Origin of the sequence: Pectobacterium sp. S5, assembly GCF_051707265.1 — a bacterium.
Lineage (GTDB): Bacteria > Pseudomonadota > Gammaproteobacteria > Enterobacterales > Enterobacteriaceae > Pectobacterium > Pectobacterium polare.
Window position 1 is genome coordinate 944,477 of record NZ_JAULSZ010000001.1, and the last position, 25,894, is coordinate 970,370.

23 protein-coding genes are annotated in these 25,894 nt (G+C 54.4%); 7 read left to right on the plus strand and 16 right to left on the minus strand.

Features of this window, described 5'->3' with window-relative positions; translation table 11 throughout:
• Positions 1-153 precede the first annotated feature (153 nt).
• The 6 genes from odhB to sdhC form a co-directional block, all read right to left on the minus strand.
• Complete coding sequence (gene odhB, locus QWJ20_RS04260) at positions 154-1,380, minus strand: 2-oxoglutarate dehydrogenase complex dihydrolipoyllysine-residue succinyltransferase (protein ID WP_109411939.1); 1,227 nt, start codon at positions 1,378-1,380, stop codon at positions 154-156.
• Between the two features lie 15 nt (positions 1,381-1,395).
• Positions 1,396-4,203: a 2-oxoglutarate dehydrogenase E1 component gene (gene sucA, locus QWJ20_RS04265; RefSeq protein WP_095698883.1), complete on the minus strand. Its 2,808-nt coding sequence runs from the start codon at positions 4,201-4,203 to the stop codon at positions 1,396-1,398.
• A 275-nt stretch (positions 4,204-4,478) separates the two neighbouring features.
• Positions 4,479-5,195, minus strand: a complete 717-nt coding sequence (locus QWJ20_RS04270) for a succinate dehydrogenase iron-sulfur subunit (protein ID WP_095698882.1) — start codon at positions 5,193-5,195, stop codon at positions 4,479-4,481.
• Between the two features lie 16 nt (positions 5,196-5,211).
• A complete protein-coding gene (gene sdhA / locus QWJ20_RS04275; protein ID WP_095698881.1) occupies positions 5,212-6,978 on the minus strand; it encodes a succinate dehydrogenase flavoprotein subunit in 1,767 nt (588 codons plus the stop codon).
• The gene (sdhD, locus tag QWJ20_RS04280; protein WP_010284997.1) at positions 6,978-7,325 is read right to left on the minus strand and encodes a succinate dehydrogenase membrane anchor subunit; all 348 of its coding nucleotides are present in this window, start codon (positions 7,323-7,325) and stop codon (positions 6,978-6,980) included. Before sdhD ends, sdhA begins: the two co-directional genes overlap by 1 nt.
• Positions 7,319-7,708: a succinate dehydrogenase cytochrome b556 subunit gene (gene sdhC / locus QWJ20_RS04285; RefSeq protein ID WP_039275597.1), complete on the minus strand. Its 390-nt coding sequence runs from the start codon at positions 7,706-7,708 to the stop codon at positions 7,319-7,321. Before sdhC ends, sdhD begins: the two co-directional genes overlap by 7 nt.
• A gap of 652 nt (positions 7,709-8,360) precedes the next feature.
• Between sdhC and QWJ20_RS04290 the strand changes: the two genes are divergently transcribed.
• On the plus strand, positions 8,361-9,647 hold the full coding sequence (locus QWJ20_RS04290; protein WP_039482753.1) for a citrate synthase: 1,287 nt from the start codon (positions 8,361-8,363) through the stop codon (positions 9,645-9,647).
• Positions 9,648-9,700: 53 nt separating this feature from the next.
• On the opposite strand, the gene QWJ20_RS04295 is transcribed toward QWJ20_RS04290, so the two are convergent.
• The 9 genes from QWJ20_RS04295 to QWJ20_RS04335 all read right to left on the minus strand — a co-directional run bounded on the left by QWJ20_RS04295 (position 9,701) and on the right by QWJ20_RS04335 (position 17,316).
• Positions 9,701-10,126 (minus strand): bleomycin resistance protein, encoded by a 426-nt coding sequence (locus QWJ20_RS04295; protein ID WP_349928486.1) that lies wholly within the window; start codon positions 10,124-10,126, stop codon positions 9,701-9,703.
• 15 nt (positions 10,127-10,141) lie between these two features.
• The gene (gene nei / locus QWJ20_RS04300) at positions 10,142-10,933 is read right to left on the minus strand and encodes an endonuclease VIII (RefSeq protein ID WP_433991946.1); all 792 of its coding nucleotides are present in this window, start codon (positions 10,931-10,933) and stop codon (positions 10,142-10,144) included.
• A gap of 43 nt (positions 10,934-10,976) precedes the next feature.
• Positions 10,977-11,624, minus strand: coding sequence for a pyroglutamyl-peptidase I (gene pcp, locus QWJ20_RS04305; protein WP_433991947.1), 648 nt, complete (start codon positions 11,622-11,624; stop codon positions 10,977-10,979).
• Between the two features lie 29 nt (positions 11,625-11,653).
• The gene (gene pxpA, locus QWJ20_RS04310; RefSeq protein ID WP_107332558.1) at positions 11,654-12,391 is read right to left on the minus strand and encodes a 5-oxoprolinase subunit PxpA; all 738 of its coding nucleotides are present in this window, start codon (positions 12,389-12,391) and stop codon (positions 11,654-11,656) included.
• Positions 12,381-13,325: a 5-oxoprolinase subunit PxpC gene (gene pxpC, locus QWJ20_RS04315; protein WP_433991948.1), complete on the minus strand. Its 945-nt coding sequence runs from the start codon at positions 13,323-13,325 to the stop codon at positions 12,381-12,383. The genes pxpA and pxpC overlap by 11 nt, the downstream gene beginning before the upstream one ends.
• Positions 13,319-13,975 (minus strand): 5-oxoprolinase subunit PxpB, encoded by a 657-nt coding sequence (gene pxpB, locus QWJ20_RS04320; RefSeq protein WP_095994030.1) that lies wholly within the window; start codon positions 13,973-13,975, stop codon positions 13,319-13,321. Before pxpB ends, pxpC begins: the two co-directional genes overlap by 7 nt.
• Before the next feature lie 157 nt (positions 13,976-14,132).
• The gene (locus QWJ20_RS04325; RefSeq protein WP_010284983.1) at positions 14,133-14,876 is read right to left on the minus strand and encodes a type 2 GTP cyclohydrolase I; all 744 of its coding nucleotides are present in this window, start codon (positions 14,874-14,876) and stop codon (positions 14,133-14,135) included.
• A complete protein-coding gene (gene phrB / locus QWJ20_RS04330) occupies positions 14,869-16,335 on the minus strand; it encodes a deoxyribodipyrimidine photo-lyase (protein ID WP_433991949.1) in 1,467 nt (488 codons plus the stop codon). The genes QWJ20_RS04325 and phrB overlap by 8 nt, the downstream gene beginning before the upstream one ends.
• 21 nt (positions 16,336-16,356) lie before the next feature.
• Positions 16,357-17,316, minus strand: a complete 960-nt coding sequence (locus tag QWJ20_RS04335; protein WP_249688045.1) for a YbgA family protein — start codon at positions 17,314-17,316, stop codon at positions 16,357-16,359.
• Between the two features lie 373 nt (positions 17,317-17,689).
• On the opposite strand from QWJ20_RS04335, the gene QWJ20_RS04340 reads away from it, so the two are divergent.
• The 3 genes from QWJ20_RS04340 (at position 17,690) to QWJ20_RS04350 (ending at position 21,166) form a co-directional block, all read left to right on the plus strand.
• A complete protein-coding gene (locus QWJ20_RS04340; protein ID WP_433991950.1) occupies positions 17,690-18,421 on the plus strand; it encodes an ABC transporter ATP-binding protein in 732 nt (243 codons plus the stop codon).
• 16 nt (positions 18,422-18,437) lie between these two features.
• Positions 18,438-19,418: an ABC transporter substrate-binding protein gene (locus QWJ20_RS04345; protein WP_433991951.1), complete on the plus strand. Its 981-nt coding sequence runs from the start codon at positions 18,438-18,440 to the stop codon at positions 19,416-19,418.
• 92 nt (positions 19,419-19,510) lie between these two features.
• Complete coding sequence (locus QWJ20_RS04350; RefSeq protein WP_433991952.1) at positions 19,511-21,166, plus strand: ABC transporter permease; 1,656 nt, start codon at positions 19,511-19,513, stop codon at positions 21,164-21,166.
• A gap of 154 nt (positions 21,167-21,320) precedes the next feature.
• Here QWJ20_RS04350 and QWJ20_RS04355 read toward each other — a convergent pair whose 3' ends face one another.
• Entirely contained in the window at positions 21,321-21,527 is a 207-nt protein-coding gene (locus QWJ20_RS04355) for a YbfA family protein (RefSeq protein ID WP_010299142.1), read from the minus strand.
• 421 nt (positions 21,528-21,948) lie between these two features.
• Here QWJ20_RS04355 and kdpF point away from each other — a divergent pair, with 421 nt between their 5' ends.
• From kdpF to kdpB, 3 genes are read left to right on the plus strand one after another with little or no spacing between them, the layout of a single operon-like run.
• Positions 21,949-22,038 carry a K(+)-transporting ATPase subunit F gene (gene kdpF, locus QWJ20_RS04360; RefSeq protein ID WP_039290783.1) on the plus strand — a complete coding sequence of 30 codons (90 nt, stop codon included), beginning with the start codon at positions 21,949-21,951 and terminating at the stop codon, positions 22,036-22,038.
• A complete protein-coding gene (gene kdpA, locus QWJ20_RS04365; RefSeq protein WP_433991953.1) occupies positions 22,038-23,726 on the plus strand; it encodes a potassium-transporting ATPase subunit KdpA in 1,689 nt (562 codons plus the stop codon). The genes kdpF and kdpA overlap by 1 nt, the downstream gene beginning before the upstream one ends.
• A 15-nt stretch (positions 23,727-23,741) precedes the next feature.
• Positions 23,742-25,886, plus strand: coding sequence for a potassium-transporting ATPase subunit KdpB (gene kdpB, locus QWJ20_RS04370; RefSeq protein WP_433991954.1), 2,145 nt, complete (start codon positions 23,742-23,744; stop codon positions 25,884-25,886).
• Positions 25,887-25,894 lie beyond the last annotated feature (8 nt).

Below are 25,894 nucleotides of genomic sequence, written 5' to 3' on the forward strand. Positions count from 1 at the left end.
TCACCGAGTCTTTCGGTAGAGAAAATCGCCATTAACTCTCTGATATATTTGGATAACGCCGTTGAGAAAAAACGGCCTGCATAGCACATAATCTGGTATATCGTTTCGGGCGGAAACCGTCAGGGTTACCCGCCCGAGAGCCTATCTGTCGGACTAAACGTCTAACAGCAGACGCGCTGGATCTTCCAGCATCTCTTTCACTGTCACCAGGAAGCCAACGGACTCACGGCCGTCGACCAAACGGTGATCGTAAGACAGCGCCAGATACATCATCGGCAGAATAACGACCTGACCATCAACCGCCATCGGGCGATCTTTAATGGCGTGCATGCCCAGAATCGCACTCTGCGGTGGGTTGATGATCGGGGTAGACATCAGAGAACCAAAGACACCTCCGTTGGTAATCGTGAAGTTACCGCCCAGCAGTTCTTCAACCGTCAGTTTGCCGTCACGGCCTTTCACAGCCAGTTCTTTGATTCGCTTCTCGATGTCGGCCATGCCCAGCGCATCCACATCACGCAGCACTGGCGTAACCAGACCACGCGGGGTAGACACCGCGATGCTGACATCGAAATAGTTGTGGTAAACCACATCTTCGCCATCAATAGACGCATTCACTTCTGGATAACGCTTCAGCGCTTCGACCACGGCTTTGATGTAGAAGGACATGAAGCCCAGACGCACACCGTGACGCTTCTCAAATGCATCGCCGTACTGCTTGCGCAGATCCATGATTGGCTGCATGTTGATTTCGTTGAACGTCGTCAGCATTGCCGTACTGTTTTTCGCTTCCAGCAGACGTTCTGCAACACGCTTACGCAGACGCGTCATCGGTACGCGTTTTTCGCTGCGCGCGCCCAGAGCAGGTGCCGGAGCAGCAGCAGGCGCTTCGGACTTAGGCGCTTTACCCGACTCTTTCTTCTGGGCAGCCAAATGCTTATCCACGTCTTCACGGGTAATTCGACCGCCTACGCCGCTGCCTTTGATAGCAGAGGCATCGAGATCGTGCTCTGCAATCAGACGACGAATCGCCGGGCTGAGCGCATCACTGTTCTCTTCTTCCAGACCAGCCGTATGGCGCTGTGACGGTGTTGATTCTTTGCTCTGTGACTTCTCGCTGGTTTCTTTACCAGAGCTGTCGCCACGACGAATGCGGCCAAGCAGTTGGCGAGACGTTACCGTAGCACCTTCCTCTTCCAGTATGGCATCCAGGATGCCCGCTTCAGTGGCAGGAACTTCCAGCACAACTTTGTCAGTTTCAATTTCAACCAGTACTTCATCGCGCTGAACGCTATCGCCTGGTTTTTTATGCCAGGTAGCAACAGTGGCGTCAGCGACGGATTCAGGCAGGTCGGGTACATGAATATCTACGCTACTCATTATCTATCCTTTTATTTAATTAACGTTCAGCGCGTCATCGACCAGATCTTGCTGTTGTTTCTGGTGTACGGACATATAGCCAACGGCGGGTGATGCAGACGCCGGGCGTCCTGCGTAACGTAAAGAAGCCCCAAACGGAATCACTTCACGGAAATGGTGCTGACTGCAATACCAGGCTCCCTGATTCAGCGGCTCTTCCTGACACCACACGAAATCGTGAACATGGGCAAACGATTCCAGTGCAGCTTGAACGGCCTGATGCGGGAACGGATAAAGCTGTTCGATACGGACGATCGCGACATCTTTTTGCTCGTTCTTGCGACGCTTTTCCAGCAAATCATAGTAGACCTTACCGGAACAAAGCACGACACGCTTCACGGCTGCCGGATCTAATTCCTCTACTTCACCAATCGCCGGCTGGAAGGAACCATTTGCCAGTTCATCCAGTGAAGATATCGCCAGCGGATGGCGCAGCAGAGATTTTGGTGACATGACCACCAGCGGACGGCGCATACCGCGCAGCGCCTGACGGCGAAGCATGTGATAAACCTGTGCTGGCGTTGACGGAATACAAACCTGCATATTTTGCTCAGCGCACAATTGCAGATAACGCTCCAGTCTAGCAGACGAGTGCTCTGGGCCCTGGCCTTCGTAACCGTGCGGCAGCAGCATGACCAGACCACACATACGGCCCCACTTCTGCTCACCGGAGCTGATGAACTGGTCGATAACGACCTGCGCACCGTTGGCGAAGTCACCAAACTGCGCTTCCCAGATGGTCAGGGTGCGCGGTTCTGCGGTCGCATAGCCGTATTCAAACGCCAGAATCGCCTCTTCAGACAATACGGAGTCCCAAACATTGAACTCGCCCTGCCCGTTATGCACATGGTTCAGCGGCGTATAGCTGGAACCATTTATCTGGTTATGCACCACAGCATGGCGATGGAAGAACGTACCGCGACCGCTGTCTTCACCAGACAGGCGAATCGGAATACCCTCATCGACCAACGTGGCGTAAGCCAGCGTTTCTGCCCCACCCCAGTCAAATGGTTTGTTGCCCGCAGCCATTTCGGCACGGTCGGTATAGACTTTGGCAACACGAGGATGGATTTCAATCCCTTCTGGCACTTCGCTGATACGCTTCGCCAGTTCCTGCAAACGTTTCATTTCCGTTGCATGCGGATAAGGCTCATCCCACTCATGGTTCAGATACGGCGTCCAGGTAAAGGACTGCATATCCATCTGACGCCATTCTTCCACCACGCATTCACCGGCATCCAGCGCATCGCGGTACAGGTTGACCATTTCGGTGGCATCTTCCAGCGTAATGGATTTTTCCTGCTCCAGACGATCGGCATAGACCTTACGCGGCGTCGGGTGTTTCTTGATCTTCTGATACATCATCGGCTGCGTTGCACTTGGCTCGTCAGCTTCGTTATGACCATGACGGCGATAACAAATCAGATCGATGAACACATCACGTTTGAAGGTATTACGGAAATCCAGCGCCAGACGCGTAACAAACGCCACCGCTTCCGGGTCGTCTGCGTTAACGTGGAAAATCGGTGCCTGTACCATTTTACCGATATCGGTACAGTACTCGGTGGAACGGATATCCAGCGGGTTAGACGTGGTGAAGCCAATACGGTTGTTGATAACAATACGCAGCGTGCCGCCAACTTCGTAGCCACGCACCGTCGACATATTCAACAGTTCCTGAACCACACCCTGACCACTGACTGCCGCATCGCCGTGAATGGTGATTGGCAGAACACGTGGACCACTCTGGCTATTCAGACGATCGAGACGCGCACGTACCGAGCCCGTCACTACCGGACTGACAATCTCCAGATGCGATGGGTTGAACGCCAGCGCCAAATGCACCAGACCGCCAGCAGTCTCGAATTCAGACGAGAAGCCCTGGTGATATTTCACGTCACCGGTGCCCAAGTGTTCTTTATGCTTACCGGCAAACTCGTCGAACAGATCCTGAGATTTTTTGCCCAATACGTTGATCAGCACGTTGAGGCGGCCACGGTGTGCCATCCCCAATACCACTTCGCGAGTATCGTTTGCACCCGCATGGCGAATCAGCTCTTTCAGCATCGGAACCAGTGCATCACCGCCTTCCAGCGAGAAACGCTTGGCGCCAGGATATTTAGCACCCAGATACCGCTCCAGCCCTTCAGCTGCGGTTAACTCTTTCAGGAAACGACGTTTCTCTTCCAGAGAGAAAGACGGCTGCCCCATGACGGATTCGATACGCTGCTGGATCCAACGTTTCTCTTCCGTACTGGTCATATGCATATATTCCGCACCGATAGAACCGCAATAGGTGCGTTTCAGCGCGTCATACAGATCTTCCAGCTTCATGGTGTCTTTGCCGATGGCAAAAGACCCCACGTTGAAGGATTCCTGTAGGTCATCCTGCGTCAGATTGTGGTAATCCAGATCCAATTCTGCAACGGGTTCCTGCGGACGCAGGAAGATCGGGTCCAGGTTAGCTTGCTGATGTCCACGGAAGCGGAACGCATTGATCAGCTGCAACACCTTGACCTGCTTAGCATCAATATCGGGATCGGTGACTGACGAGGTAAAGCGCGAAGAGTCTTTCGCCAGACGGCGGAAATATTCACGCGTTTTGGAATGGAGTTGATCCGGTTTGACCCCACTCGTAGGCAATTGCTGGAAGATCGAGCGCCAGCTATGTTCGATCGAGTCAGGATCGGTTAAAAAATCTTCATAGAGTTGCTCTATGTAGGACTGATTCGCACCCGCCAAATAGGAGGAATCCAGCCAGGCCTTCATCGCGCCGTTCTGCATCATGATCCCTTAAGCTAATAAGCTTCAGTTTTCGCCGTGGTTAACATGTAATTAGTATCCGTATATCGTTCGCCGTACAAACGGTTCACTTGTCGTACTTCGGTACGCGCTTAGGGTATCCATCCCCCCTAAGGAACCTTTAAAAACCGGTTCGGGCGCGTAAGCCGGTTTTTAAAGGTTTCCTGCGCTCCCTCTGAAGAATAGCAACTTCAGAGGGAGATACATGTTTTACTACTTAATCTTTATGCAATAACACGTTACGTACTGATTATCCGTTACGCGCTGCGGTGCAACAGCATCGACTTAATATGACCAATGGCCTTGGTCGGGTTCAGCCCTTTCGGACACACGTTGACGCAGTTCATGATGCCGTGGCAGCGGAAGACGCTGAATGCATCGTCCAGATCGTCCAGTCGTGGCTGACTTTCCGTATCACGACTGTCAATCAGGAAACGATACGCCGCCAGCAGCCCCGCAGGCCCAACAAACTTGTCTGGGTTCCACCAGAACGATGGGCAAGACGTTGAACAGCAGGCACACATGATGCATTCATACAACCCATCCAGTTTGGCACGTTGTTCTGGCGATTGCAGATGTTCGCGCGCCGGCGGATTTTTCCCATTATTCAACAGGTAAGGCTTTATTTTCTCATATTGAGCATAGAACTGCCCCATGTCCACTACCAAATCACGCACAACCGGTAATCCCGGTAAAGGACGGATAACAATTTTGCTTTTTCCACGCTGTAACGCGGAAACAGGCGTAATACAGGCCAGCCCGTTTTTACCGTTCATGTTAACGCCGTCAGAACCACAGACGCCTTCACGGCAGGAACGACGAAATGAGAGCGTCGGATCCTGTTCTTTCAGCAGCATCAGCGCATCCAGCAGCATCATGTCGCGGCCTTCTTCTGCCTCCAACTGATAATCCTGCATCCGCGGAGCATCATCAACATCCGGGTTGTAACGATAAATAGAAAATTCGAGTTTCATCGTTTGATCTCCGCAATTAATAAGTACGTATTTTCGGCGGGAACGCCGGACGCAGTTTAGGCTGCATGTTCACCTCACGGCGCGTCATGCTGTCGGTTTGCGGCAGATACAACGAATGGCACAGCCAATTTTCATCGTCGCGTTCTGGGTAGTCGAAGCGACTGTGTGCGCCACGGCTTTCGGTACGGAAGTTAGCCGATACCGCTGTCGCGTACGCAGTTTCCATCAGGTTATCCAGCTCCAGACACTCGATACGCTGGGTGTTGAACTCGCTGGATGTGTCATCCAAACGCGCATTTTTCAGGCGTTCACGAATCACTTTCAGCTCTTCCAACCCTTTCGCCATCGCATCGCCTTCGCGGAAGACCGAGAAGTTGTTCTGCATGCAGGATTGCAGCGCCTTGCGGATTTCAACCGGATCTTCTCCTGAACGGGTATTGTTCCAGCGGTTCATACGGTCAAGCGAGGCTTCAATATCGGATTCGCTGGCATCACGGCTTTCGCCCTGCTCTTCCAACGATTCTTGCAAATGAATACCCGCTGAGCGACCGAATACCACCAGATCGAGCAGCGAGTTACCGCCCAGACGGTTGGCACCATGAACCGAGACGCAGGCAATTTCACCCACGGCAAACAGTCCTGGAATCACCACATCTTCGCCTTTCTCATTCACCGTCAACGCCTGACCGCTCACTTTGGTCGGAATACCGCCCATCATGTAGTGGCAGGTTGGGATAACAGGAATCGGCTCTTTCACCGGATCAACGTGAGCAAATGTGCGAGACAGCTCCAGAATGCCCGGCAGACGGGATTCCAGAACATCTTTACCCAGATGGTCCAGTTTCAGCTTGGCGTGTGGTCCCCACGGACCTTCACAGCCGCGGCCTTCACGAATTTCGATCATGATGGAACGGGCAACAACGTCACGGCCAGCCAGATCTTTCGCGTTTGGCGCATAACGTTCCATGAAGCGTTCACCGTGCTTGTTCAGCAAGTAACCGCCTTCACCACGGCAGCCTTCTGTCACTAGAACACCCGCGCCTGCAATACCAGTTGGGTGGAACTGCCACATTTCCATGTCCTGCAACGGAACGCCCGCACGCAGTGCCATGCCCACGCCGTCACCCGTATTAATGTGTGCGTTGGTCGTGGACTGGTAAATACGGCCTGCGCCGCCAGTTGCCAGCACGGTCGCTTTCGCTTTGAAATAGACGACTTCACCGGTTTCGATACAGATCGCCGTACAGCCGACAACCGCACCATCCTGATTCTTCACCAGATCGAGGGCGTACCATTCGGAGAAGATAGTGGTGTGATTTTTCAGGTTCTGCTGATACAGCGTATGCAACAGTGCATGACCGGTACGGTCAGCCGCAGCTGCGGTACGCGCAGCCTGCTCGCCGCCAAAATTCTTGGATTGACCACCGAACGGACGCTGATAAATGCTGCCATCATCCAGACGGGAGAACGGTAACCCCATGTGTTCCAGTTCCAGAATCGCTTCCGGGCCGGTTTTACACATATATTCAATCGCGTCCTGATCGCCAATGTAGTCCGACCCTTTTACGGTGTCGTACATGTGCCATTCCCAGTTGTCCTCATGGGTGTTGCCCAGCGCAACGGTAATACCGCCCTGCGCAGACACAGTATGGGAACGGGTTGGGAACACTTTCGATAACAGGGCACAGGACAGGCCCATTTGGGAAATTTGCAGCGCGGCGCGCATACCTGCGCCACCCGCACCAACAACAACTGCATCAAATTCTCTGACTGGCAAATTCATCACGCACCCCACACCACAATAGTTCCATAAATGACGTACACCAACAGCGCTACGACAATCGCCAACTGTAAAGTCAGGCGTAAGGCCAGCGGTTTAATGTAGTCGGTCAGCACTTGCCACATCCCTATCCAGGCATGAACCAGAATGGAAAATAACGTTAGCAGTGTGAATACTTTGGTGAGAGCCATCGCGAAGAAACCACGCCAGATTTCATACGTGATGTCGCCAGCCGTAGCAATAAAACCAATAATATAAATTACATACAGAACAATGACGATGGCGGAAGCGCGAATCAGTAACCAATCGTGTACGCCATTGCGTCCTAACGCAGAAGCATTGCTTACCATACGAGGACTCCAGCCAGAATTGAAAGCACGACAGTAATAATAAAGGAGATATTTGCAGAACGCTTACCTGCGGCAAGGTCTTCTTCTATATAACCAAAATCCATCAACAGGTGACGTATACCACCAACAATGTGATAAGCCAACGCGACGAGGATGCCCCAAACGATAAACTTGACGATGAAGCTATCCATAATTTCCGCAGCGCGCAGGAACCCTTCCTCTGAAGAAAGAGAAGTGCCTAACAGCCACAGTAAAATACCGACAGCGACAAAGGTGATAACGCCGGAGACGCGGTGAAGAATAGATGCTATCGCAGTAACGGGAAACTGGATCGTCTGCAATTCCAGATTGACAGGTCTTTGTTTTTTCACGGATTTGCCCACACAGCTTTTATTATTGTTTCTTCCTCCGGGCCTGATGTGAGGTCAGACAGCATGAAAGTTACAGCCCTGGAAAGTGGGTTTATGATACGCGCTCAAACATCGACATTCCGGTGTCTAAACAGCGCATGATCCTTTCATACTGGGTGCTCCTACTGCAGGGTGATTCCGGAGACCTGTCGGCAGTATAGGTACTTCACATTCCCATTACAATTCCCATACAAACTGTTTGGTGACATTTGCCCCGAACAGTGATTTAGATCACGAATTTCACAATTTATATAAAATTAATTATCTGATTTGACAAAACTTCAACATTTCAATTACAACTAGGGGATTGAATTCCTTATGATGTGTTAAAGCACGACGGCGACACTTCCACACTGGCGTAACTTATGTAACAGTGAAGAGAGTCCACGTAAAAGTCATAGGTAATGACTACAATCTATTCAGAGCACCACTCATTTATCTGAATATCGTTAATTACCTGGAGAACGAATTTTTCATCCTGAATGCGGCTATCCGCCTTACTCTGTATCCTATTTGACGACTGTGTCACGACAGAGTTTCACCGGTCATTATCTGCCCGGTGCACAGGCATGACGGTATTTCTTCAGTGAAAATATTTAAAATTAAAGCGCTAAGGAGACTGTAAATGGCTGATAAGAAAGCAACTCTTACTCTAGAGGGTAAAGATCCAATTGAGCTAAATGTCCTATCAGGTACATTGGGGTATGATGAGATTGATATTCGTCCCCTCGGTTCTAAAGGTTACTTCACATTTGACCCCGGCTTTACCTCTACCGCATCTTGCGAATCCAAGATTACCTATATCGACGGCGACGAAGGCATCTTGCTACACCGTGGCTTCCCGATTGCCCAACTGGCTGAAAAATCGAATTATCTTGAAGTTTGTTACATCCTGCTGTTCGGTGAAGTCCCGACGGTAGAACAGTATGAAACCTTCAAGACCACCGTGACGCGTCATACCATGATCCACGAGCAGATTACTCGTCTGTTCCACGGCTTCCGTCGCGATTCACATCCAATGGCCGTATTGTGCGGCGTCACCGGTGCACTGGCGGCGTTCTATCACGATTCACTGGACATTAACATTGAGCGCCACCGCGAAATCGCGGCTTACCGCCTGCTGTCCAAAATGCCGACCGTTGCAGCGATGTGCTACAAATACTCACTGGGCCAGCCGTTTGTTTATCCGAAAAACAACCTGTCCTACGCGGGTAACTTCCTGCACATGATGTTCTCTACGCCTTGCGAAGAATACGTCGTGAATCCAGTGCTGGAACGTGCCATGGACCGTATTCTGATCCTGCATGCCGATCACGAACAAAACGCCTCGACGTCTACCGTGCGTACTGCTGGTTCGTCTGGTGCGAATCCATTTGCCTGTATCGCCGCGGGGATCGCCTCGCTGTGGGGACCGGCACACGGCGGCGCGAACGAAGCCTGCCTGCGTATGCTGGAAGAAATCAGCAGCGTGGAGCATATTCCTGCGTTTATCGAACGTGCAAAAGACAAGAACGACTCCTTCCGCCTGATGGGCTTCGGTCACCGTGTGTACAAAAACCACGACCCGCGCGCTACCGTCATGCGTGAAACCTGCCATGAAGTGCTGAAAGAATTGGGCAGAAAAGACGACCTGCTGGAAGTGGCGATGGAGCTGGAACATATCGCGCTGAACGACCCGTACTTCATTGAGAAGAAACTGTACCCGAACGTGGACTTCTACTCAGGCATCATCCTGAAAGCGATGGGTATTCCGTCTTCCATGTTTACCGTTATCTTTGCGATGGCGCGTACCGTGGGCTGGATTGCGCATTGGAGCGAAATGCACGCCGACGGCATCAAGATTGCCCGTCCACGTCAGCTGTATACCGGCTACGACAAACGTGACTTTGCATCCAATCTGAAACACGATTAATCCATTCAGCACGCATCAAAAAGGCCGGGATTCCGGCCTTTGTTATAACTGCACTAAAGGGATGACTTACAGCCTAAACTTTGCGTGAATCGCAATAAATAGCCATCCGGATCCTGTACCAGAAAATTACTTTCCCCGTGATACACCTCATGATCGCGATACCAGCACGTTTCCACCGGTCTGCGTAGCGTATAGCCCGCATGTTCAATCGCCGCCGCCAGCGCCTGAGCATCCGGGCACTCAATCGATAAATTCATACCGCGGCCAAACGGCAGTTCTAACGGTTCCACACGCCAGGGCGATTCGGTTAAGTAATCCTGTTCCAGCATCAGTTGGCTCCCATGAAATGAAAGGAATGCGAACTTATCTTCAGGCCTGTCGTACTCAATCTGAAATCCCAAAACGTGGCAATAAAACGCCAGACTCTTTTGTAAGTCAGAGACAATCATTTCTGGAATTAACGTATTCATCTTGCGCATAAATTACTCACATTATTACTTCTGACAGTCCGGACACCAATAGAACGGGCGTGATGACAGCATCGTTCTTTCGATGATCCCGCCGCAGCGCTCGCAGCGTTCCCCTTCTCGATGGAAAACCTTGAACGAGAAAATTGCCCCGTGATGTCGATTCTCATCAACGGTGCCGCGCGTGTTGTAGGACAAACGGGGAATCTCCAGCAGCGCTCGACTTAACGTCTGCAACTGTTCCTCGTTCAACTGTGCTGCCGTGTGTTGCGGCGCCAACTGTGCCTGCCAGAGAATCTCGACGCGCAGGTAATTCCCTAGCCCGGCGAGAAAAGCCTGATCCAGCAGCAGCCCACTGAACTGGCGACGGCGAAAGCGCGGTAATAACAGACGCTCACACACCTGTTCCGGCGTCAGTGAAAGATCCAAGACATCAGGGCCAATACGTTGCAGGAAAGGATGCGTCGAGAGCGTCTCTGGCGTCAGCATTTCAATATCGGACGCGCTGTAAAGCAGAATGGCTCGCTCCTGCGTTTCCAGCCGGACGCGCAAATCCCGCTTCGTTTCCGGCGATTCGCCGGCATTCACCACTCGCCACACGCCATACAGTTGGTTGTGGCTATACAACACCCGATCGTTGCTAAAATAGGTCAGCAGCGCCTTTCCGCGCGTTTCGATCTGCCTGACCTGCTGCCCGACTAATTCTGCCTCGTATGGCTTCAGTTCTGGAAACGCAAACCAGACACGCGTCAGCGTTTTTCCCACAACGGCTTCAACCAACTTATCGGCCGCCCGGCGAATTTCCGGTCCTTCCGGCATACCTTACTCCCTGAAAATCAGACGTATTGCGCGATTAATTCAACTAGTGCAGCGCGCCGCCAGTCACCGCCACATCAACCTGCTGCACCAGCGACTGCTTAATCATCACTTCCAGCGCCGCCGTGACTAACGGCGTGGGCATGCTCGGCTCACCGGGGTGTCGTGCGGCCTGTTCAGGCGAATAAGGAATATGAACAAATCCGCCGCGCACCACATCGCCCTGTTGATGTAACTGGTGTAACAGCCCGTACATCACGTGGTTGCAGACAAACGTCCCTGCGGTTTGCGATACCGAGGCAGGAATGCCCGCTGCACGCAATGCCTGCACCAGCGCTTTCACTGGCAGCGTCGAGAAATACGCCACCGGTCCCTTTTCCACCACTGGCGTATCAATCGGCTGGTTGCCTCGGTTATCCGCAATGCGGGCGTCATTAATATTAATCGCCACGCGTTCGACAGAAATATCAGCACGGCCGCCCGCCTGCCCTACCGCGATCACCACTTCCGGCTGCCATTCGGCTATCGCGCGGTAAAGCTGTTCCAGTGACAGATCGAAGACGCAAGATAAACGGCAGGCCACCACGCGCGCACCGCCAATTTCTCGCTGATGAAGTCCTTTTACCGCTTCCCATGAGGGATTAATCGCTTCACCCTCAAAAGGTTCAAACGCCGTGATCAAAACGGTTTTCATCGGTTATCTCCGTCATACAAAAATAATGATTATGCCGCAGCAACAGCGATCTGATGCTGGCTAAAACAGTTACGCAATTTGCGGGCAAACAACAGCGCGTGTTGTCCATCACCGTGAATACACACGGTATCCGCCTGCACATTCACCCAGGAACCGTCAATCGCTCTGACCCGCTGACGTTGAATCATCTCCAGCGTCTGCGCCAGCGCCAGTTCATCGCTGTTAATCAAGGCCCCCGCCTGAGTACGCGGCACCAGCGATCCGTCAGGCAGATAGCAGCGGTCGGCGAACACTTCCTGACGCGTCTCCAGTCCCAGCCGCTGCCCGGCGCGAATTAACTCGCTTCCCGCCAGACCGACCAAGCGCAACGCCGGATTCACCACCTTCACCGCCTTGGCTATCGCATCGGCCAGCGCCGGTTCGCATGCCGCCTGATTGTAAAGCATACCGTGAGGCTTAACGTGCGACAGCGTGCCCCCTTCAGCAGCGACAATCGCACTGAGCGCGCCAAGCTGATACACCATCTGGGCAAAGACAATTTCCGCAGGCACATTCATTGCCTTGCGGCCAAAATTTTCACGATCGGGAAAGCTCGGGTGTGCGCCAAGCGCGACCCTATAACCGATTCCCCAACGCACTGACTGACGCATGGTTTGCGCATCACCGGCATGAAACCCGCAGGCAATATTGGCTGACGTCACCAGCTTCAGCAGCGCTTCGTCATGCTCGCCCCCCTCACCCAGATCGGCATTCAGATCAATAATCATGCAGCCTCCACGCCAGTTGTTCGAGGTAGCGCCGCTGTTCTTCAGCCGCTTTTTGCGCCTGTGCCTGCGTACAGTGAATAAAATGTATCGGTTCACCGAGCCGGATTTGCGCTAAATGGAATAAATCGGCTTCGATCACCGTCGCAATACGCGGGTAACCGCCGGTTGTCTGGGCATCCGCCAGCAGTACGATAGGGTGACCATTGTGCGGAACCTGCACGACGCCCGGCAGCAGCCCATGCGATGGCAGCTCGCGCGGTTTGCTACCCGGCAATGCGGCGCGCTGTAGTTCAGCACCCAGCAAACGGTAACCCATGCGGTTACTTTGCGGGCTCAGTTGCCAGGAAGTTCGCCAGAACAGCTCCTGCATCTCTTCGCTGAATTCCTGATACTCCGGCCCCGGCAAGGCCCGCACGCGGTTGCCGAACAACAGCTGCTTGATACCGACTTCTCGCGTCAGTTCACGAGTCGGCGTTCCCAGCGGGAGTTCATCGCCATCCATCAGCAAGCGTCCGTCAAAACCCCCAAAACCGGCTTTCAAATCGGTACTGCGCGACCCGAGCGTTTCCGGCACATCCACACCGCCGGACAGGGCCAGATAGCTGCGCATTCCATTACGCGGCATGCGCATTTTCAACGTTTGTCCCGGCTTCACGGCGAAACGCCAGCCTGTCCAGAGCGGTTTGCCATCCAAGTCGGCATGGCAGTCCGCACCGGTCAGCGCCACCCAGCAAGCGGTGGTGAATGTTGCGGTAAACTTGCCCAGCGTAATTTCCAGCGCGGCAGCATTCTCCGCGTTGCCAACCAGCAGGTTCGCCATTGTCAGAGCAGGCAGATCGAGCGCGCCTGACTGGCTGATACCCAAACGACGAAAGCCGACGCGACCGCCGTCCTGCACCGAAGTATACAATCCAGCATGGATAACCTTCAGCATACGCCCTCCTTCTGCGGCAGAAACCGAACGTTATCGCCAGGACGCAATAGCGTTGGCGGCATCGTTTTTGGATTAAACAGCTTCAGCGAGGTGTGACCAATCAGCTGCCAGCCACCCGGCGTCGCCAGCGGATAAATCCCTGTCTGCGCGCCACCAATCCCGACCGATCCCGCCGGCACGCGCAGGCGTGGTTCGGCGCGACGCGGCATATGCAGTTTCTCGTTTAATCCGCCAAGGTAGGCAAAGCCCGGCTGGAAGCCCAAAAAGTAGACAACATACTGTGCGGCCGCATGTGCTTCCACAACCTGACTCACTGTCAGGCCACTGTGAGCGGCAACTTCCGCCAGATCTGGCCCCGCCTCACCGCCATATACAACGGGAATATCGATATCGCGTGGGTCAAACACCAGCGATTCACTCTCTTCCCACCAGCGCTGCAAGCGTTCAATCGCATCCAGCGCCACCTGCTGCGGATGCGCCAACAGCACCGTTAGATTGTTCATGCCCGGAATCGCTTCCAGCACTTCTTCATGATGATTCAGGCGCTCAGCAAGCCCCCATATCCGCTGCTGGCTCTCCAGCGACATTGGCGGTTCCAGTTCCAGAACAACAGCCCTCTCGCCCAGAAGATAACACCGTGCTCGTTGCAATCTTTCCTCCTGAATCGCGTTTTATCCGTTATGGTGAACATGGCTAAATGATTAGCGTTACTTACCGATATATTTTCTTCTCAGCAACGAAGCAACAACGATGCCAATATCCAAAATGTGACATCATTCCTGTGCGATAAAGGGACTTTCAGCCCCCTCACGCAGGGTTAGGAATATCAATAAATGTCACATCAAAACCATGCTGTGCCGCCAGCCATTCGCCCAACGCTTTGATGCCGCCGCGTTCGGTGGCATGGTGCCCGGCAGCAAAGAAGTGCAGCCCCATTTCGCGTGCGATATGAATCGTTTGCTCAGACACTTCACCGGTAATAAACGCATCGACCCCGAAGCGGGCCGCTTGTTCAATAAAGCCCTGACCGCCGCCGGTACACCAGGCCACGCGCTGTATCTGTTGCGGTGCATTATCCCCACAATGCAGCACGCTACGCCCCAGCCGTTTTTCTACACGGCGGCAAAAAGCGTCTGCCGTCATAGGCTGCGCCAGTTCGCCATACGGCACCAGCGGCTCGATCGCGCCCTGAACCTGAATCTCCAGCAGCGCCGCCAGTTGGGCGTTATTCCCCAGTTCCGGGTGTGCATCCAACGGCAAGTGATAGCCGTACAGGTTGATATCATTGAGCAACAGCGTTTTCAGTCGATTACGCTTCATACCACAGACAATCTGCGGTTCGTTTTTCCAGAAGTAGCCGTGATGAACCAGAATCGCATCGGCCTGCTTTTCTACCGCCGCATCCAGCAGCGCCTGTGAGGCCGTTACGCCCGTCACAATGCGTTTTACGTCCGCACGCCCCTCAACCTGTAAACCGTTCGGTGCATAGTCCTGAAACGTCGCCGTGCTCAATTTCTCGTTAATGATTCTTTCCAATTCCACATTACGCATACTTACTGTTCTCTTTTCGATCGTTATCCGCCATACCGATATTTTTAGCCGCCTCAAACGCCGCCAGCGTATTCTGACGCGCGGTTTTATGGTCGACGATTGGCAGCGGATAGTTCAGCTGATGGTGGTGTTTGTCAGCCCAGCGATGGGGCTGATGAATATCTTTATCCGGCACGGCGGCCAGTTCGGGCAGCCAGTGACGAATAAACCGACCTTCAGGGTCGAAGCGCTCGCCCTGCGTTGTCGGATTGAAAATACGAAAATAAGGTGCCGCATCGGTGCCGGTCGACGCCGCCCACTGCCAGCCGCCGTTATTCGCCGCCAGATCGCCATCCAGCAGTTGCGACATAAAGTAGCGTTCGCCTTCGCGCCAGTCGATCAGTAAATCTTTGACGAGAAAACTGGCGCAAATCATACGCAGGCGATTGTGCATCCATCCCGTTTCATTCAGTTGGCGCATCGCTGCATCCACGATCGGGTAGCCCGTTTTCCCCTGCTGCCAGGCGGCTAGATCCTCCGGTGATTCCCGCCATTTCACCCACTGCGTCCACGCGGTGAACGGTCGGTGTTTACACAGCTGCGGCCAGGACACAATCAGGTGGCGGTAAAACTCACGCCAGACCAGCTCGTTAAACCAGGTAAACGCTCCGCCTTCACGCCGTTCCAGCATCTCCGGGCATTCGGCACGCAGACGGTTAAAGCATTGGCGCGGCGATACGATCCCAAGCGCCAGATACGGAGACAGTTTGCTGGTGCCGGGCAGCGACGGAAAATCCCGCTGCTGGTCATAATCCTGCACCTGCTCGCGGCAAAAACGGCGCAGTTGCTGTAATGCCGCACGTTCGCCGCTGGGGAAATCGTCGCTATCCACCTCGCGCTGCGGGTAGCTAAACGGTGCCAGTTCCACCGTGTTATTGATCGGCTCACCGCGCGCGTCTGGTGCCGGTACGCAGGTCGTATCCGACTCCAGCAGGCGTTTGATAAAGGCCTGACGAAAGGGCGTAAACACTTTGTACATCTCACCATTACCCGTCAATACGCTACCCGGCGGGAGCAACAGGCTGTCATGATAACCGTGACAAACCACGCTATCGGCCAGCCGATCTTTCACCTGCTTATCACGCAGGCGCTCGTTGATTTCATACTGATAATGGTAGAAAAGATCGGTAGCCTGCTGCTGCGCACAAAACTGTACCAGCCAGTCAACCGACGCCGCAAAGTCAGCACATTCGTGGTAATGCAGTGGGATGCCTTTCTCGGCCAGCGCATGCTGCACCAGCGTCAGGTTCTCCAGCAGAAAGGCCGCCTGACGCGGTGCCATATCGTGCTTTTCCCACTGCGCAGGCGTGGCAATAAAGACGGCCAGCACGGTGGCGTTCGGATCCTGACAGGCCGCGTACAGCGCCAGATTATCGGTAACGCGCAGGTCGTTGCGTAGCCAGACTACATGGGTGCTCATAACATTCCTCGGGCGGTCAAACTAGTGTCCGTAACGCAGGCGTAATGCTTCCGGGTACGGCTCAAAATAACGCTGCTGAGCCAGATACGCATCGGGGTATTCCGCCATGTAATGTTTTAGCAACGTGATAGGTGCCAGTAGCGGCTGCAAGCCCTGTCGATAGCGATCGATGAGCTGCGCCAGTTCCTGTCGCTGCTGAGAATTGAGCTGGCGTCGGAAGTAGCCCTGTACGTGCATCAGCACATTGGTGTGATTGCGACGCGTCGCAGGCTTCGACAACAGCTTCATTAGCCGCTTCCGGTATTCAACGATGTAGTCTTCCAGCGATTCCCACTTATCGATCCCCGCAACAAACGGCCCCAGCTCGCGGTATTCCGGCTGAGAATGCGCCAGCAGCAGGAGTTTATAGCGGCTATGAAAGGCAATCAGCGCGCCACGGCTCAGCCCGTTTTGCCATAGCTGATTCAGCTCGTGTAACGCATAAACGCGCTCAATGAAATTCTCCCGCAAGCCGGGATCTTGCAGGCGTCCGTCTTCCTCAACCGGTAGCCAGGGCATTTGCCGCATCAGCTCCTGCGTAAACAGGCCGATACCACTTTTACGCGCATCCTTTTGCGCTTCATCGTAAACCTTCACGCGTTCCATACCGCAGCTCGGCGATTTGGCACAAACGATATAACCGCATAAGTGCTGAAGCTGGCTGACTTTGTCAGCGGAAAACATCGTCATCTGCTGGGTAACATCCAGCGGCGAACCATTGCTGGCACGCATCGTGATATGGCTTTCCCCTTCTCGCACCAGCCTGAGTGCCGGACGCGGCACCGGTAAACCAATCGCCATTTCCGGGCAGACCGGTTCAAAACGAAAATAGGGAGCCAGTTGTTCAGCGGCAAACGTCAAACGCTTGTGTCCGCCATCAAATCGCACGGGATTACCGAGCAAACAGGCGCTGATACCAACAGGGATGAGTTCGAGCGTCATGATTTATCCTTACGCTTGTCATATATGGTTTGCCTTGATGGCATTCTGCAAACCCTCTGACCAGCATAGCGGATTTCACCACGATTCTGTGCAGTCGCAGCGAAGAATCAAGTAATAAATCATGAGATTGATGGATTATGTCGATCAAATAAGACGGTTTTCTCTGAGAGCGGTATTGATATCCAAAACGTGCATCGCGGATATCGTTTCGTCTGTCATCAAATAGCCTTATTCCCCCACTACAATCCCCATTCCGATATAGAGTCCCAAAGAGGATACCCCATGTTTTTTCCCCTGCTTTACTGGCGGGACGCTTTGCTATGGCCTTTAACCAGGCAACCCCAAAGCGCTCGCCCGCTCCACCGATATCAAAATGGATATCGCCTCCCGTTATGGCACGGAGGTGATGATGACCACCACGGCTGAACTCACTACGCCTGCCGCGATTGCGATCGACAAATTGTCCCACGCTTTTGCAGGCAAAACGGTTCTCGATTCCATCAGCCTCGATGTGCCAAAAGGCACCATTCTGGCCCTGCTGGGGCCTTCCGGCTGCGGCAAAAGCACGTTGCTAAAGCTGCTGGCCGGTTTGTTACAGCCGGACGCGGGCACCATTCATTTTGGCGATCGTCAGGTTGCCGGCCACCAGCTATCCCTGCCGCCAGAGCAGCGCAATCTGGGCATGGTCTTTCAAGACTACGCGCTTTGGCCACATATGACCGTTGCACAAAACGTCGGGTTCCCGCTGCTGATGAGAAAGGTTCCGCGCGATCTCTGCCGCCAACGCGTTGACGTCACGCTAGCGCGCGTCGGTCTGGCTGAGTTTGCCGATCGCAAACCGGCCGATTTATCCGGCGGTCAGCAGCAGCGAGTCGCACTGGCGCGCGCCATTATCGCGGAGCCGAACATCCTGCTCTTCGATGAACCGCTATCCAATCTTGACCGGGATCTACGTGAATCGCTTTGTCAGGAGATGGCATCGCTCTTGCGCCATCTTGGTACCACCGCCGTGTATGTCACCCACGACAGAGGCGAAGCCAACATACTGGCGCACCGTATTGTTCACATGTCGCAAGGCCACATTACTGATATCACCACTCTTTAACTTTGGGGAAAATGCAATGAAAAACACACTGTTTACCATGAATCAACGAGGCATCATTATGGGTATAGCTCTCTCATTAGCAGCGGTAACAGGCAGCGCACAGGCCCTGACGCTGTACACCGCCGGACCGGGAGCACTGGCAAAGAAACTGGCAGCAGGTTATGAAAAGCAGACTGGCGTGAAAGTCGATGTTTTTCAGGCAACAACCGGTAAAGTCATGGCCAGACTGGAAGCCGAGCAGGCCAACCCACGTGCCGATGTCCTGATTTCTGCCTCCTGGGATACGGCGACAGATTTGCAGCAACGCGGCTGGCTGCTGGAATTTGATAGCCCGAATGCGGCCACCGTGCCTGCACAGTTCAAAACGCCTTTCTATGTGGCACAAGGCATTTCCGCGTTGGGCATTGTGTGGAACAGCAAGAGCGGCACGCCAGAACCCAAAGACTGGAACGACCTCACCAAGCCTGAATTTAAAGATAAAGTCACCACGCCAGATCCCGCGCTGTCCGGTGCCTCACTCGATCTGCTGATTGGTTTGCAAAATGCGGAGAAAGATAAAGCCTGGGAAATGTTCGATCGCCTAAAAGCCAACGGTATGATCATCGCCGGCCCGAACGCCCAGGCATTAACGCCGGTGCTGCAAGGCGCGAAAGCCGCCGTTTTTGGTGCCGTGGATTACGTTTCTTACGGCAGCATGGAGTCTGGCGAATCCATTAAAGTCATTTTCCCTTCCAGCGGCACCGTCATTGCTCCTCGCCCGATGATGATCCTGAAAAGCAGCAAAAACCAACAGCAGGCAAAAGACTTCATCAACTACATGTTGTCGCCTGAAGGCCAAAAAGCAGTAGCTGAAGCCTGGTTGATGCCCGCGCGTCAGGATATTGATGCCAAGCGCCCTCTGTTTAAGAGCCTGACATTGCTGCCAGAAGGCGATAGCGCGTCAGCGTCCCGTGCAGCAATTCTCGATCGCTTTGCCACCTTATTTGGTCAGCGCTAAGCCTGTTCAGTCATGACAGCCCTCGGATAGTTCGAGTGGTATGACACTAGATAATGCCTTGCTGACGACCGTCAGCAAGGCTGGAGTATCAGATGAACAAGTTTGCTTTACTGCCACTGTTTACGGTGGCGGTACTTTTTACGCTGGTTGGCATTCCCGTATTGTTCGTTGCGCTACAGGCGATCTTCCCGAATTTGGGTTCAGGTTCCTTTGCGAACCCGTTCTCGGCCTTCGCGGACGTCTTCGCGCAGGCGCGCTTGTTCGCGCTGTTGAAAAATACGCTGCTGCTTGGGCTGGGTGTTGCTCTGTGCTGTGCGGTCATTGCTATTCCACTCGGTGCGTTACGCGGGCTCTTTGCGCTCCCGCTGGCAAGATTTTGGGATTTACTGTTTCTCATCCCCTTCCTGATCCCGCCTTATATCGCCGGGCTGTCGTGGATGCTGGCGCTACAGCCTCGAGGCTATGCGGAACAGCTATTGCCCATTCAACTCGGTGAGGTTCTGTTTTCACTGCCCGGCATGATTGGCGTTATGACGCTGAATATTTTCCCAGTCGTCTACTTCGCCGTTTCACGCAGTATGGCCGCGAGCGGAAACCGTCTGGCGGATGTCGCTCGCGTTCACGGTGCCAGCGGCTGGCAGGCATTTCTGCGGGTCACGCTGCCATTGTCGCTACCTGCGACAGCGGCCAGTCTGCTGCTCGCCTTTACGCTGGCGATCGAAGAATACGGCATACCCGCCGCACTGGGATCGCGTGCCGGTGTTCAGGTCCTGACGACAAATATCGAGCAACGTCTGGCAGACTGGCCTATCGACCTTTCCGGTTCAGCAGTGCTGTCTTTGCTATTAGTTGCAATCGCGCTCTGCGCATTTACCCTACAGCGAGCGATTGTCGCCGGTAGCAATGTGGAAACGACCACCGGCAAACCCGCCGCCATTGTCACTCGTCCCTTAGGAATATGGCGCTGGCCGGTATTAGTGCTGTTTAGCACCGTCGGGCTGCTGGCCGTCGGGATTCCACTGGCGTCCATGCTGATTACGGCGTTTTCTGCCACCATCTCCAGCGCGATTTCCTGGCAAAATTTAACCTGGCAGCACTTCACCATGTTGGTTGATTACGAAAACGAAGCGTTACCCGCCTTGACGACCAGTCTGGGACTGGCTGTCGGCAGCGCGTTGCTGACGGGTACGGTCGGCTTTTTGGCATCGTGGTTTGTGGTCGCCAAGCGTATTCGGGGAGCGGCCGTGTTGGATGGGCTATCGATGCTACCCGCCGCGCTGCCGGGCATTGTTGTCGGAGTAGGGTTGATACTCGCCTGGAACCAAAGCTTTTGGCCGATCACGCCCTATAACACCTGGGTGATTTTGCTGCTGTCATACAGTTGCCTGCTGCTGCCCTACCCTGTCCGCTATAGCAGTGCGGCATTGGCGCAAATCGGTAGTAATCTAGAATCCGCGGCGCGCGTTCACGGCGCTAGCGCAATGGCGGCATTACGGCTGATTGTGTTCCCGCTGGTCTTCCCCAGCCTGCTGGCAGCGATGATGCTGGTTTTTGCTGTCGCGTCGCGCGAGCTGGTGACGTCACTCTTGCTATCACCTGCGGGCGTGCAAACGGTGTCCATTTTCGTTTGGCGTCAGTTCGAGCAAGGTTCCGTCGGGGATGGTATGGCGATGGCAAGCGTTGCGGTGTTTATCAGTCTATCGGTGATGTTGCTGGCGTTACGATTTCATGCGCTGAAAACAAAATAAGCGCCAGATCCGCTAGTGGAAATGACGCTTAATCAGTGCCGTTGAATGTTTCAAACTCGTGGCGTCAGTATGCACAACGTACTGGCGTCACTATTCACTACTACATTCACTACTACTCGCGCAGAGCAGTCAACGGTAACCTAGCGCGGTACTCTTAATAAAAATCGCAGGCGGCGGCTTCAGACTGCGCCATCCAGACCGGCTTATCGCTGGTTTTCAGCCAGACGCGGTGTAAATAGCTGTAAAAACGCGCCCGATCGCGGCGGAACAGCATCACCGGTAACGCCAGCACGCCGATGGCAACCACGGCAGCGCGACGCAGGAGAATACGGTGCAAGGGATAAGTAGTATAAAGCGACATAACGATCCTCCTCTGGGATAAGCACCCTTGTTCAGCGGCGCTTTTCATAACGATAAAATAAGAACTGTGACATTGGTTAAAATTTTACCGCCTTTTCTGAAAGTTTACTACTCATCTGACCAGTAAAAGATGAAATAATCGCCAACTTTTTCGCCATCACGTCATTAAGTTACAAAAACGTTAAAAATAAACTTACCATTAGTTAATTTATGGTTTTAGATTGGATCACTTTATTCCCTTTCCTCAGAACCCGCTTCGCGCCACCTACCGCTTTACTGACGCCATAACGCCCTCATCGCTTCCACCGCCTATTTTTCATCCCATTTTTATACTTTTTTTACGCCCGCAGACGGGAAATTTGCACCTTCTTTTCCTGCGTTTTCCTACTCTGACGCTGTCTATTTTGTTCTGGAGGTGTGTTGTGACGCTTAGCATCGTCTTAGGCGGCCTACTTGTGCTGCTGTTACTGGCCTATCTGGTTTATGCCTTGTTGAAGGCGGAGGAATTCTGATGGCCGCTGACGCTTTTTTACTGATCTTTGGTCTGCTGCTTACCGTGCTGATCGTCGCTCAGCCGCTGGGCAGCGGACTGGCCCGTCTGATTGAGGGCGAAACGGGTGCGTTCCTGCAAAAGTTTGAAGCGGGAACGGCGCGCCTTTTCGCTTTCGATACGACGGAGATGCGCTGGCAGCAGTATGCGGCGGCTATTCTGACGCTTAACCTGATCGGCATTGTCGTCTTGTTTATCCTGTTAATGGCGCAGGGGGTTCTGCCGCTTAACCCAGAAAATATGCCGGGGCTGTCGTGGCATTTGGCGTTGAACACGGCAATCAGCTTTGTCACCAACACCAACTGGCAGGCTTACAGCGGTGAAAACACGCTGAGCTACCTGAGCCAGATGGTTGGCCTAACGGTACAAAACTTCCTGTCCGCCGCCAGCGGCATTGCGGTGGCTTTCGCGTTAATCCGCGCCTTCTCCCGTCGCTGCGTCGACACGCTGGGCAACGCGTGGCTCGATCTGTTTCGTATCACGCTGTATGTGCTGCTGCCGCTGTCTCTGCTGCTGGCGCTGTTTTTTGTCAGTCAGGGCGTGTTGCAGAACCTGCTGCCTTACCAACATCTGACCACGCTGGACGGCGTAGCCCAAACGCTGCCGATGGGGCCGGTTGCCTCACAGGAAGCGATTAAGCTGCTGGGCACCAACGGTGGCGGCTTCTTTGGTGCCAACTCGGCACACCCGTTTGAAAACCCGACCGCGCTGAGCAACATCGTGCAAATGCTGGCGATTCTGTTGATCCCTATCGCGCTGTGCTTCGCCTTTGGTAAAGCCGTCAGCGACAAGCGTCAGGGCCACGCGCTGCTGTGGGCGATGGCGCTGATCTTTATCGTCGCCGCTGCCGTGGTGATGAAAATGGAGGTCAACGGTAACCCGCATCTGCTGGCATTAGGCGCGGACAGCGCCGCAAACCTGGAAGGTAAAGAGACGCGTTTTGGCGTTCTGACGTCCAGCCTGTATGCGGTTGTCACCACGGCCACCTCGACGGGCGCGGTAAACGCGATGCACGACTCCTTCACCGCCCTCGGCGGCATGGTTCCCATGTGGTTGATGCAGATTGGCGAAGTGGTGTTCGGCGGTGTCGGTTCTGGCCTGTACGGCATGCTGCTGTTCGTCCTTCTGACCGTCTTTATTGCTGGCCTGATGATTGGTCGCTCGCCGGAATATCTGGGCAAAAAGATCGAAGTCTATGAGATGAAGATGACGGCGCTGGCGATTCTGATTCCGCCCACACTGGTGCTGCTCGGCACGGCGCTGGCACTGAGTACGGAAGCCGGACGCAGCGGCATTCTGAATCCCGGCGCACACGGCTTTAGCGAAGTGCTCTATGCCTTGTCCTCCGCCGCGAACAACAACGGCAGCGCGTTTGCTGGCCTGAGCGTCAACACGCCGTTCTATAACGTCCTGCTCGCTGTCGCCATGCTGCTGGGCCGCTTTGCCGTCATGATCCCCGTGCTGGCTATCGCCGGTTCGCTGGTCGTGAAAAAGCGCCAGCCGGAAAGCAAAGGCTCACTGTCTACCCGCAGTCCGCTGTTTATCGGCATGCTCATCGCCATTGTTCTGCTGATTGGCGCACTGACGTTTATCCCTGCACTGGCGTTAGGGCCAGTCGCTGAACATTTACAGTTCGGCCTGACTCACTAAGGCTGGAGACTTTTTATGACTCGTCACACGATGAATCATCAGGCAACACAGGAACCGACCTCTGCCCAGCAGAACGAGGCTTCCCGCCACGTTGGCAAACGTAAACAGCAAGCGCTGTTTGATAGAACGTTAATCCGCTCGGCGCTGAAAGATGCGCTGAAGAAACTCGACCCGCGCATACAGTGGCGTAATCCGGTCATGTTCGTGGTGTATCTCGGCAGTATGCTGACCACCCTCGTCTGGCTGGCTATTCTGGCGGGTAAGACGGAAGGGAACGCCATGTTTACCGGGCTGGTATCACTCTGGCTGTGGTTTACCGTCCTGTTCGCCAACATGGCCGAAGCGCTGGCGGAAGGTCGCAGCAAAGCGCAGGCAAACGCGCTGAAAGGCGTCAAAAAAACCAGTTGGGCTAACAAGCTCGCTGCGCCGCATCACGATGCCAGCTCGGAATCAGTGCCAGCCGACAGCCTGCGCAAGGGCGATATCGTGCTGGTGAGCGCGGGTGAGACCATTCCGTGCGACGGTGAGGTGCTGGAAGGCGGCGCGTCCGTCGATGAAAGCGCCATCACCGGGGAATCCGCACCGGTGATCCGCGAGTCCGGCGGCGATTTCGCCTCCGTCACCGGCGGCACACGCGTGTTGTCCGACTGGCTGGTGATTCAGTGCAGCGTCAATCCCGGCGAAACCTTCCTCGACCGGATGATTGCCATGGTCGAAGGCGCACAGCGTCGGAAAACGCCGAACGAAATCGCGCTGACCATTCTGCTGATCGAGCTGACACTTATCTTCCTGCTGGTAACGGCCACGCTCTACCCGTTCTCCTGGTTCGGCGTACAGGCAAATAACAGCGGCGATGTTGTCGGCGTGACCGTACTTGTCGCCCTGCTGGTCTGCCTGATCCCCACCACCATCGGCGGCCTGCTGTCGGCTATCGGCGTGGCTGGGATGAGCCGGATGCTGGGGGCTAACGTGATTGCCACCAGCGGACGCGCCGTCGAAGCGGCGGGCGATATTGACGTTCTGCTGCTGGATAAAACCGGCACCATTACGCTGGGCAACCGCCAGGCTTCCGCTTTCCTGCCCGCGCCGGGTGTGACCGAACAGGCACTGGCTGACGCCGCGCGTCTCGCGTCTCTGGCGGATGAAACGCCCGAAGGCCGCAGTATCGTGGTGCTGGCGAAGCAGCGCTTTAATCTGGCAGATCAGGATCTCAGCTCGCTGGACGCCACCTTTGTTCCTTTTACTGCTCAGACACGCATGAGCGGCGTCAATTTTGGTCAGCGTACCATTCGTAAAGGTGCCGTCGATGCCCTACGCCGCTACATTGAAGCGAACAACGGTGACTTCCCGCATCAGGTTGAAGAAGCGGTCTCCAACGTCGCACGCAGCGGAGGAACGCCGCTGGTCGTCGCAGAAGGCAAGCGCGTGCTTGGCGTGGTGGAACTGAAAGATATCGTGAAAAGCGGTATCAAAGAACGCTTTGCCGAGCTGCGCAGTATGGGGATCAAAACCGTGATGATTACAGGCGACAACCCGCTCACGGCAGCGGCAATTGCCGCAGAAGCCGGCGTCGATGATTTTCTGGCGGAAGCAACGCCGGAAACCAAGCTGGCGCTGATCCGCCAGTATCAGGCCGAAGGTCGACTGGTAGCGATGACGGGCGACGGCACGAACGATGCTCCCGCGCTGGCGCAGGCCGATGTCGCGGTTGCAATGAACTCCGGTACGCAGGCAGCAAAAGAAGCGGGCAACATGGTTGATTTGGACTCCAATCCAACCAAGCTGATCGAAGTCGTTCACATCGGTAAGCAGATGCTGATGACGCGCGGCTCGCTGACGACGTTCAGTATCGCCAACGACGTGGCGAAGTATTTCGCCATTATCCCGGCCGCTTTTGCTGCCACCTATCCGCAGCTCAATGCGCTCAACGTGATGCAGTTGCATTCCCCCACCTCAGCCATGCTGTCGGCGGTGATCTTCAATGCGCTGATTATCGTGTTTCTGATCCCGCTGGCGCTTAAAGGGATTCGCTATCAACCCATGAGCGCGGCGGCGCAGTTAAGCCGCAATCTGTGGATTTATGGTCTTGGCGGGCTGCTGGTGCCGTTCCTCGGTATCAAGCTGATTGATATGTTGCTGACTGGGCTGAATCTGGCTTAAGGACTAAC

Coding starts and splice junctions, on each gene's coding strand:
- sdhA (WP_095698881.1), bottom strand. CDS start 6,978: ATGAATTTGCCAGTCAGAGAATTTGATGCAGTTGTTGTTGGTGCGGGT.
- pxpA (WP_107332558.1), bottom strand. CDS start 12,391: ATGATTATTGATCTGAATGCCGATCTGGGTGAGGGGGGCGAGCATGAC.
- QWJ20_RS04355 (WP_010299142.1), bottom strand. CDS start 21,527: ATGTCGCTTTATACTACTTATCCCTTGCACCGTATTCTCCTGCGTCGC.
- QWJ20_RS04325 (WP_010284983.1), bottom strand. CDS start 14,876: ATGCGTAATGTGGAATTGGAAAGAATCATTAACGAGAAATTGAGCACG.
- pcp (WP_433991947.1), bottom strand. CDS start 11,624: ATGAAAACCGTTTTGATCACGGCGTTTGAACCTTTTGAGGGTGAAGCG.
- QWJ20_RS04340 (WP_433991950.1), top strand. CDS start 17,690: ATGGATATCGCCTCCCGTTATGGCACGGAGGTGATGATGACCACCACG.
- QWJ20_RS04335 (WP_249688045.1), bottom strand. CDS start 17,316: ATGACGCTCGAACTCATCCCTGTTGGTATCAGCGCCTGTTTGCTCGGT.
- QWJ20_RS04295 (WP_349928486.1), bottom strand. CDS start 10,126: ATGCGCAAGATGAATACGTTAATTCCAGAAATGATTGTCTCTGACTTA.
- phrB (WP_433991949.1), bottom strand. CDS start 16,335: ATGAGCACCCATGTAGTCTGGCTACGCAACGACCTGCGCGTTACCGAT.
- QWJ20_RS04270 (WP_095698882.1), bottom strand. CDS start 5,195: ATGAAACTCGAATTTTCTATTTATCGTTACAACCCGGATGTTGATGAT.
- QWJ20_RS04290 (WP_039482753.1), top strand. CDS start 8,361: ATGGCTGATAAGAAAGCAACTCTTACTCTAGAGGGTAAAGATCCAATT.
- QWJ20_RS04345 (WP_433991951.1), top strand. CDS start 18,438: ATGAAAAACACACTGTTTACCATGAATCAACGAGGCATCATTATGGGT.
- nei (WP_433991946.1), bottom strand. CDS start 10,933: ATGCCGGAAGGACCGGAAATTCGCCGGGCGGCCGATAAGTTGGTTGAA.
- sucA (WP_095698883.1), bottom strand. CDS start 4,203: ATGCAGAACGGCGCGATGAAGGCCTGGCTGGATTCCTCCTATTTGGCG.
- odhB (WP_109411939.1), bottom strand. CDS start 1,380: ATGAGTAGCGTAGATATTCATGTACCCGACCTGCCTGAATCCGTCGCT.
- pxpC (WP_433991948.1), bottom strand. CDS start 13,325: ATGCTGAAGGTTATCCATGCTGGATTGTATACTTCGGTGCAGGACGGC.
- QWJ20_RS04350 (WP_433991952.1), top strand. CDS start 19,511: ATGAACAAGTTTGCTTTACTGCCACTGTTTACGGTGGCGGTACTTTTT.
- kdpA (WP_433991953.1), top strand. CDS start 22,038: ATGGCCGCTGACGCTTTTTTACTGATCTTTGGTCTGCTGCTTACCGTG.
- kdpB (WP_433991954.1), top strand. CDS start 23,742: ATGACTCGTCACACGATGAATCATCAGGCAACACAGGAACCGACCTCT.
- sdhD (WP_010284997.1), bottom strand. CDS start 7,325: ATGGTAAGCAATGCTTCTGCGTTAGGACGCAATGGCGTACACGATTGG.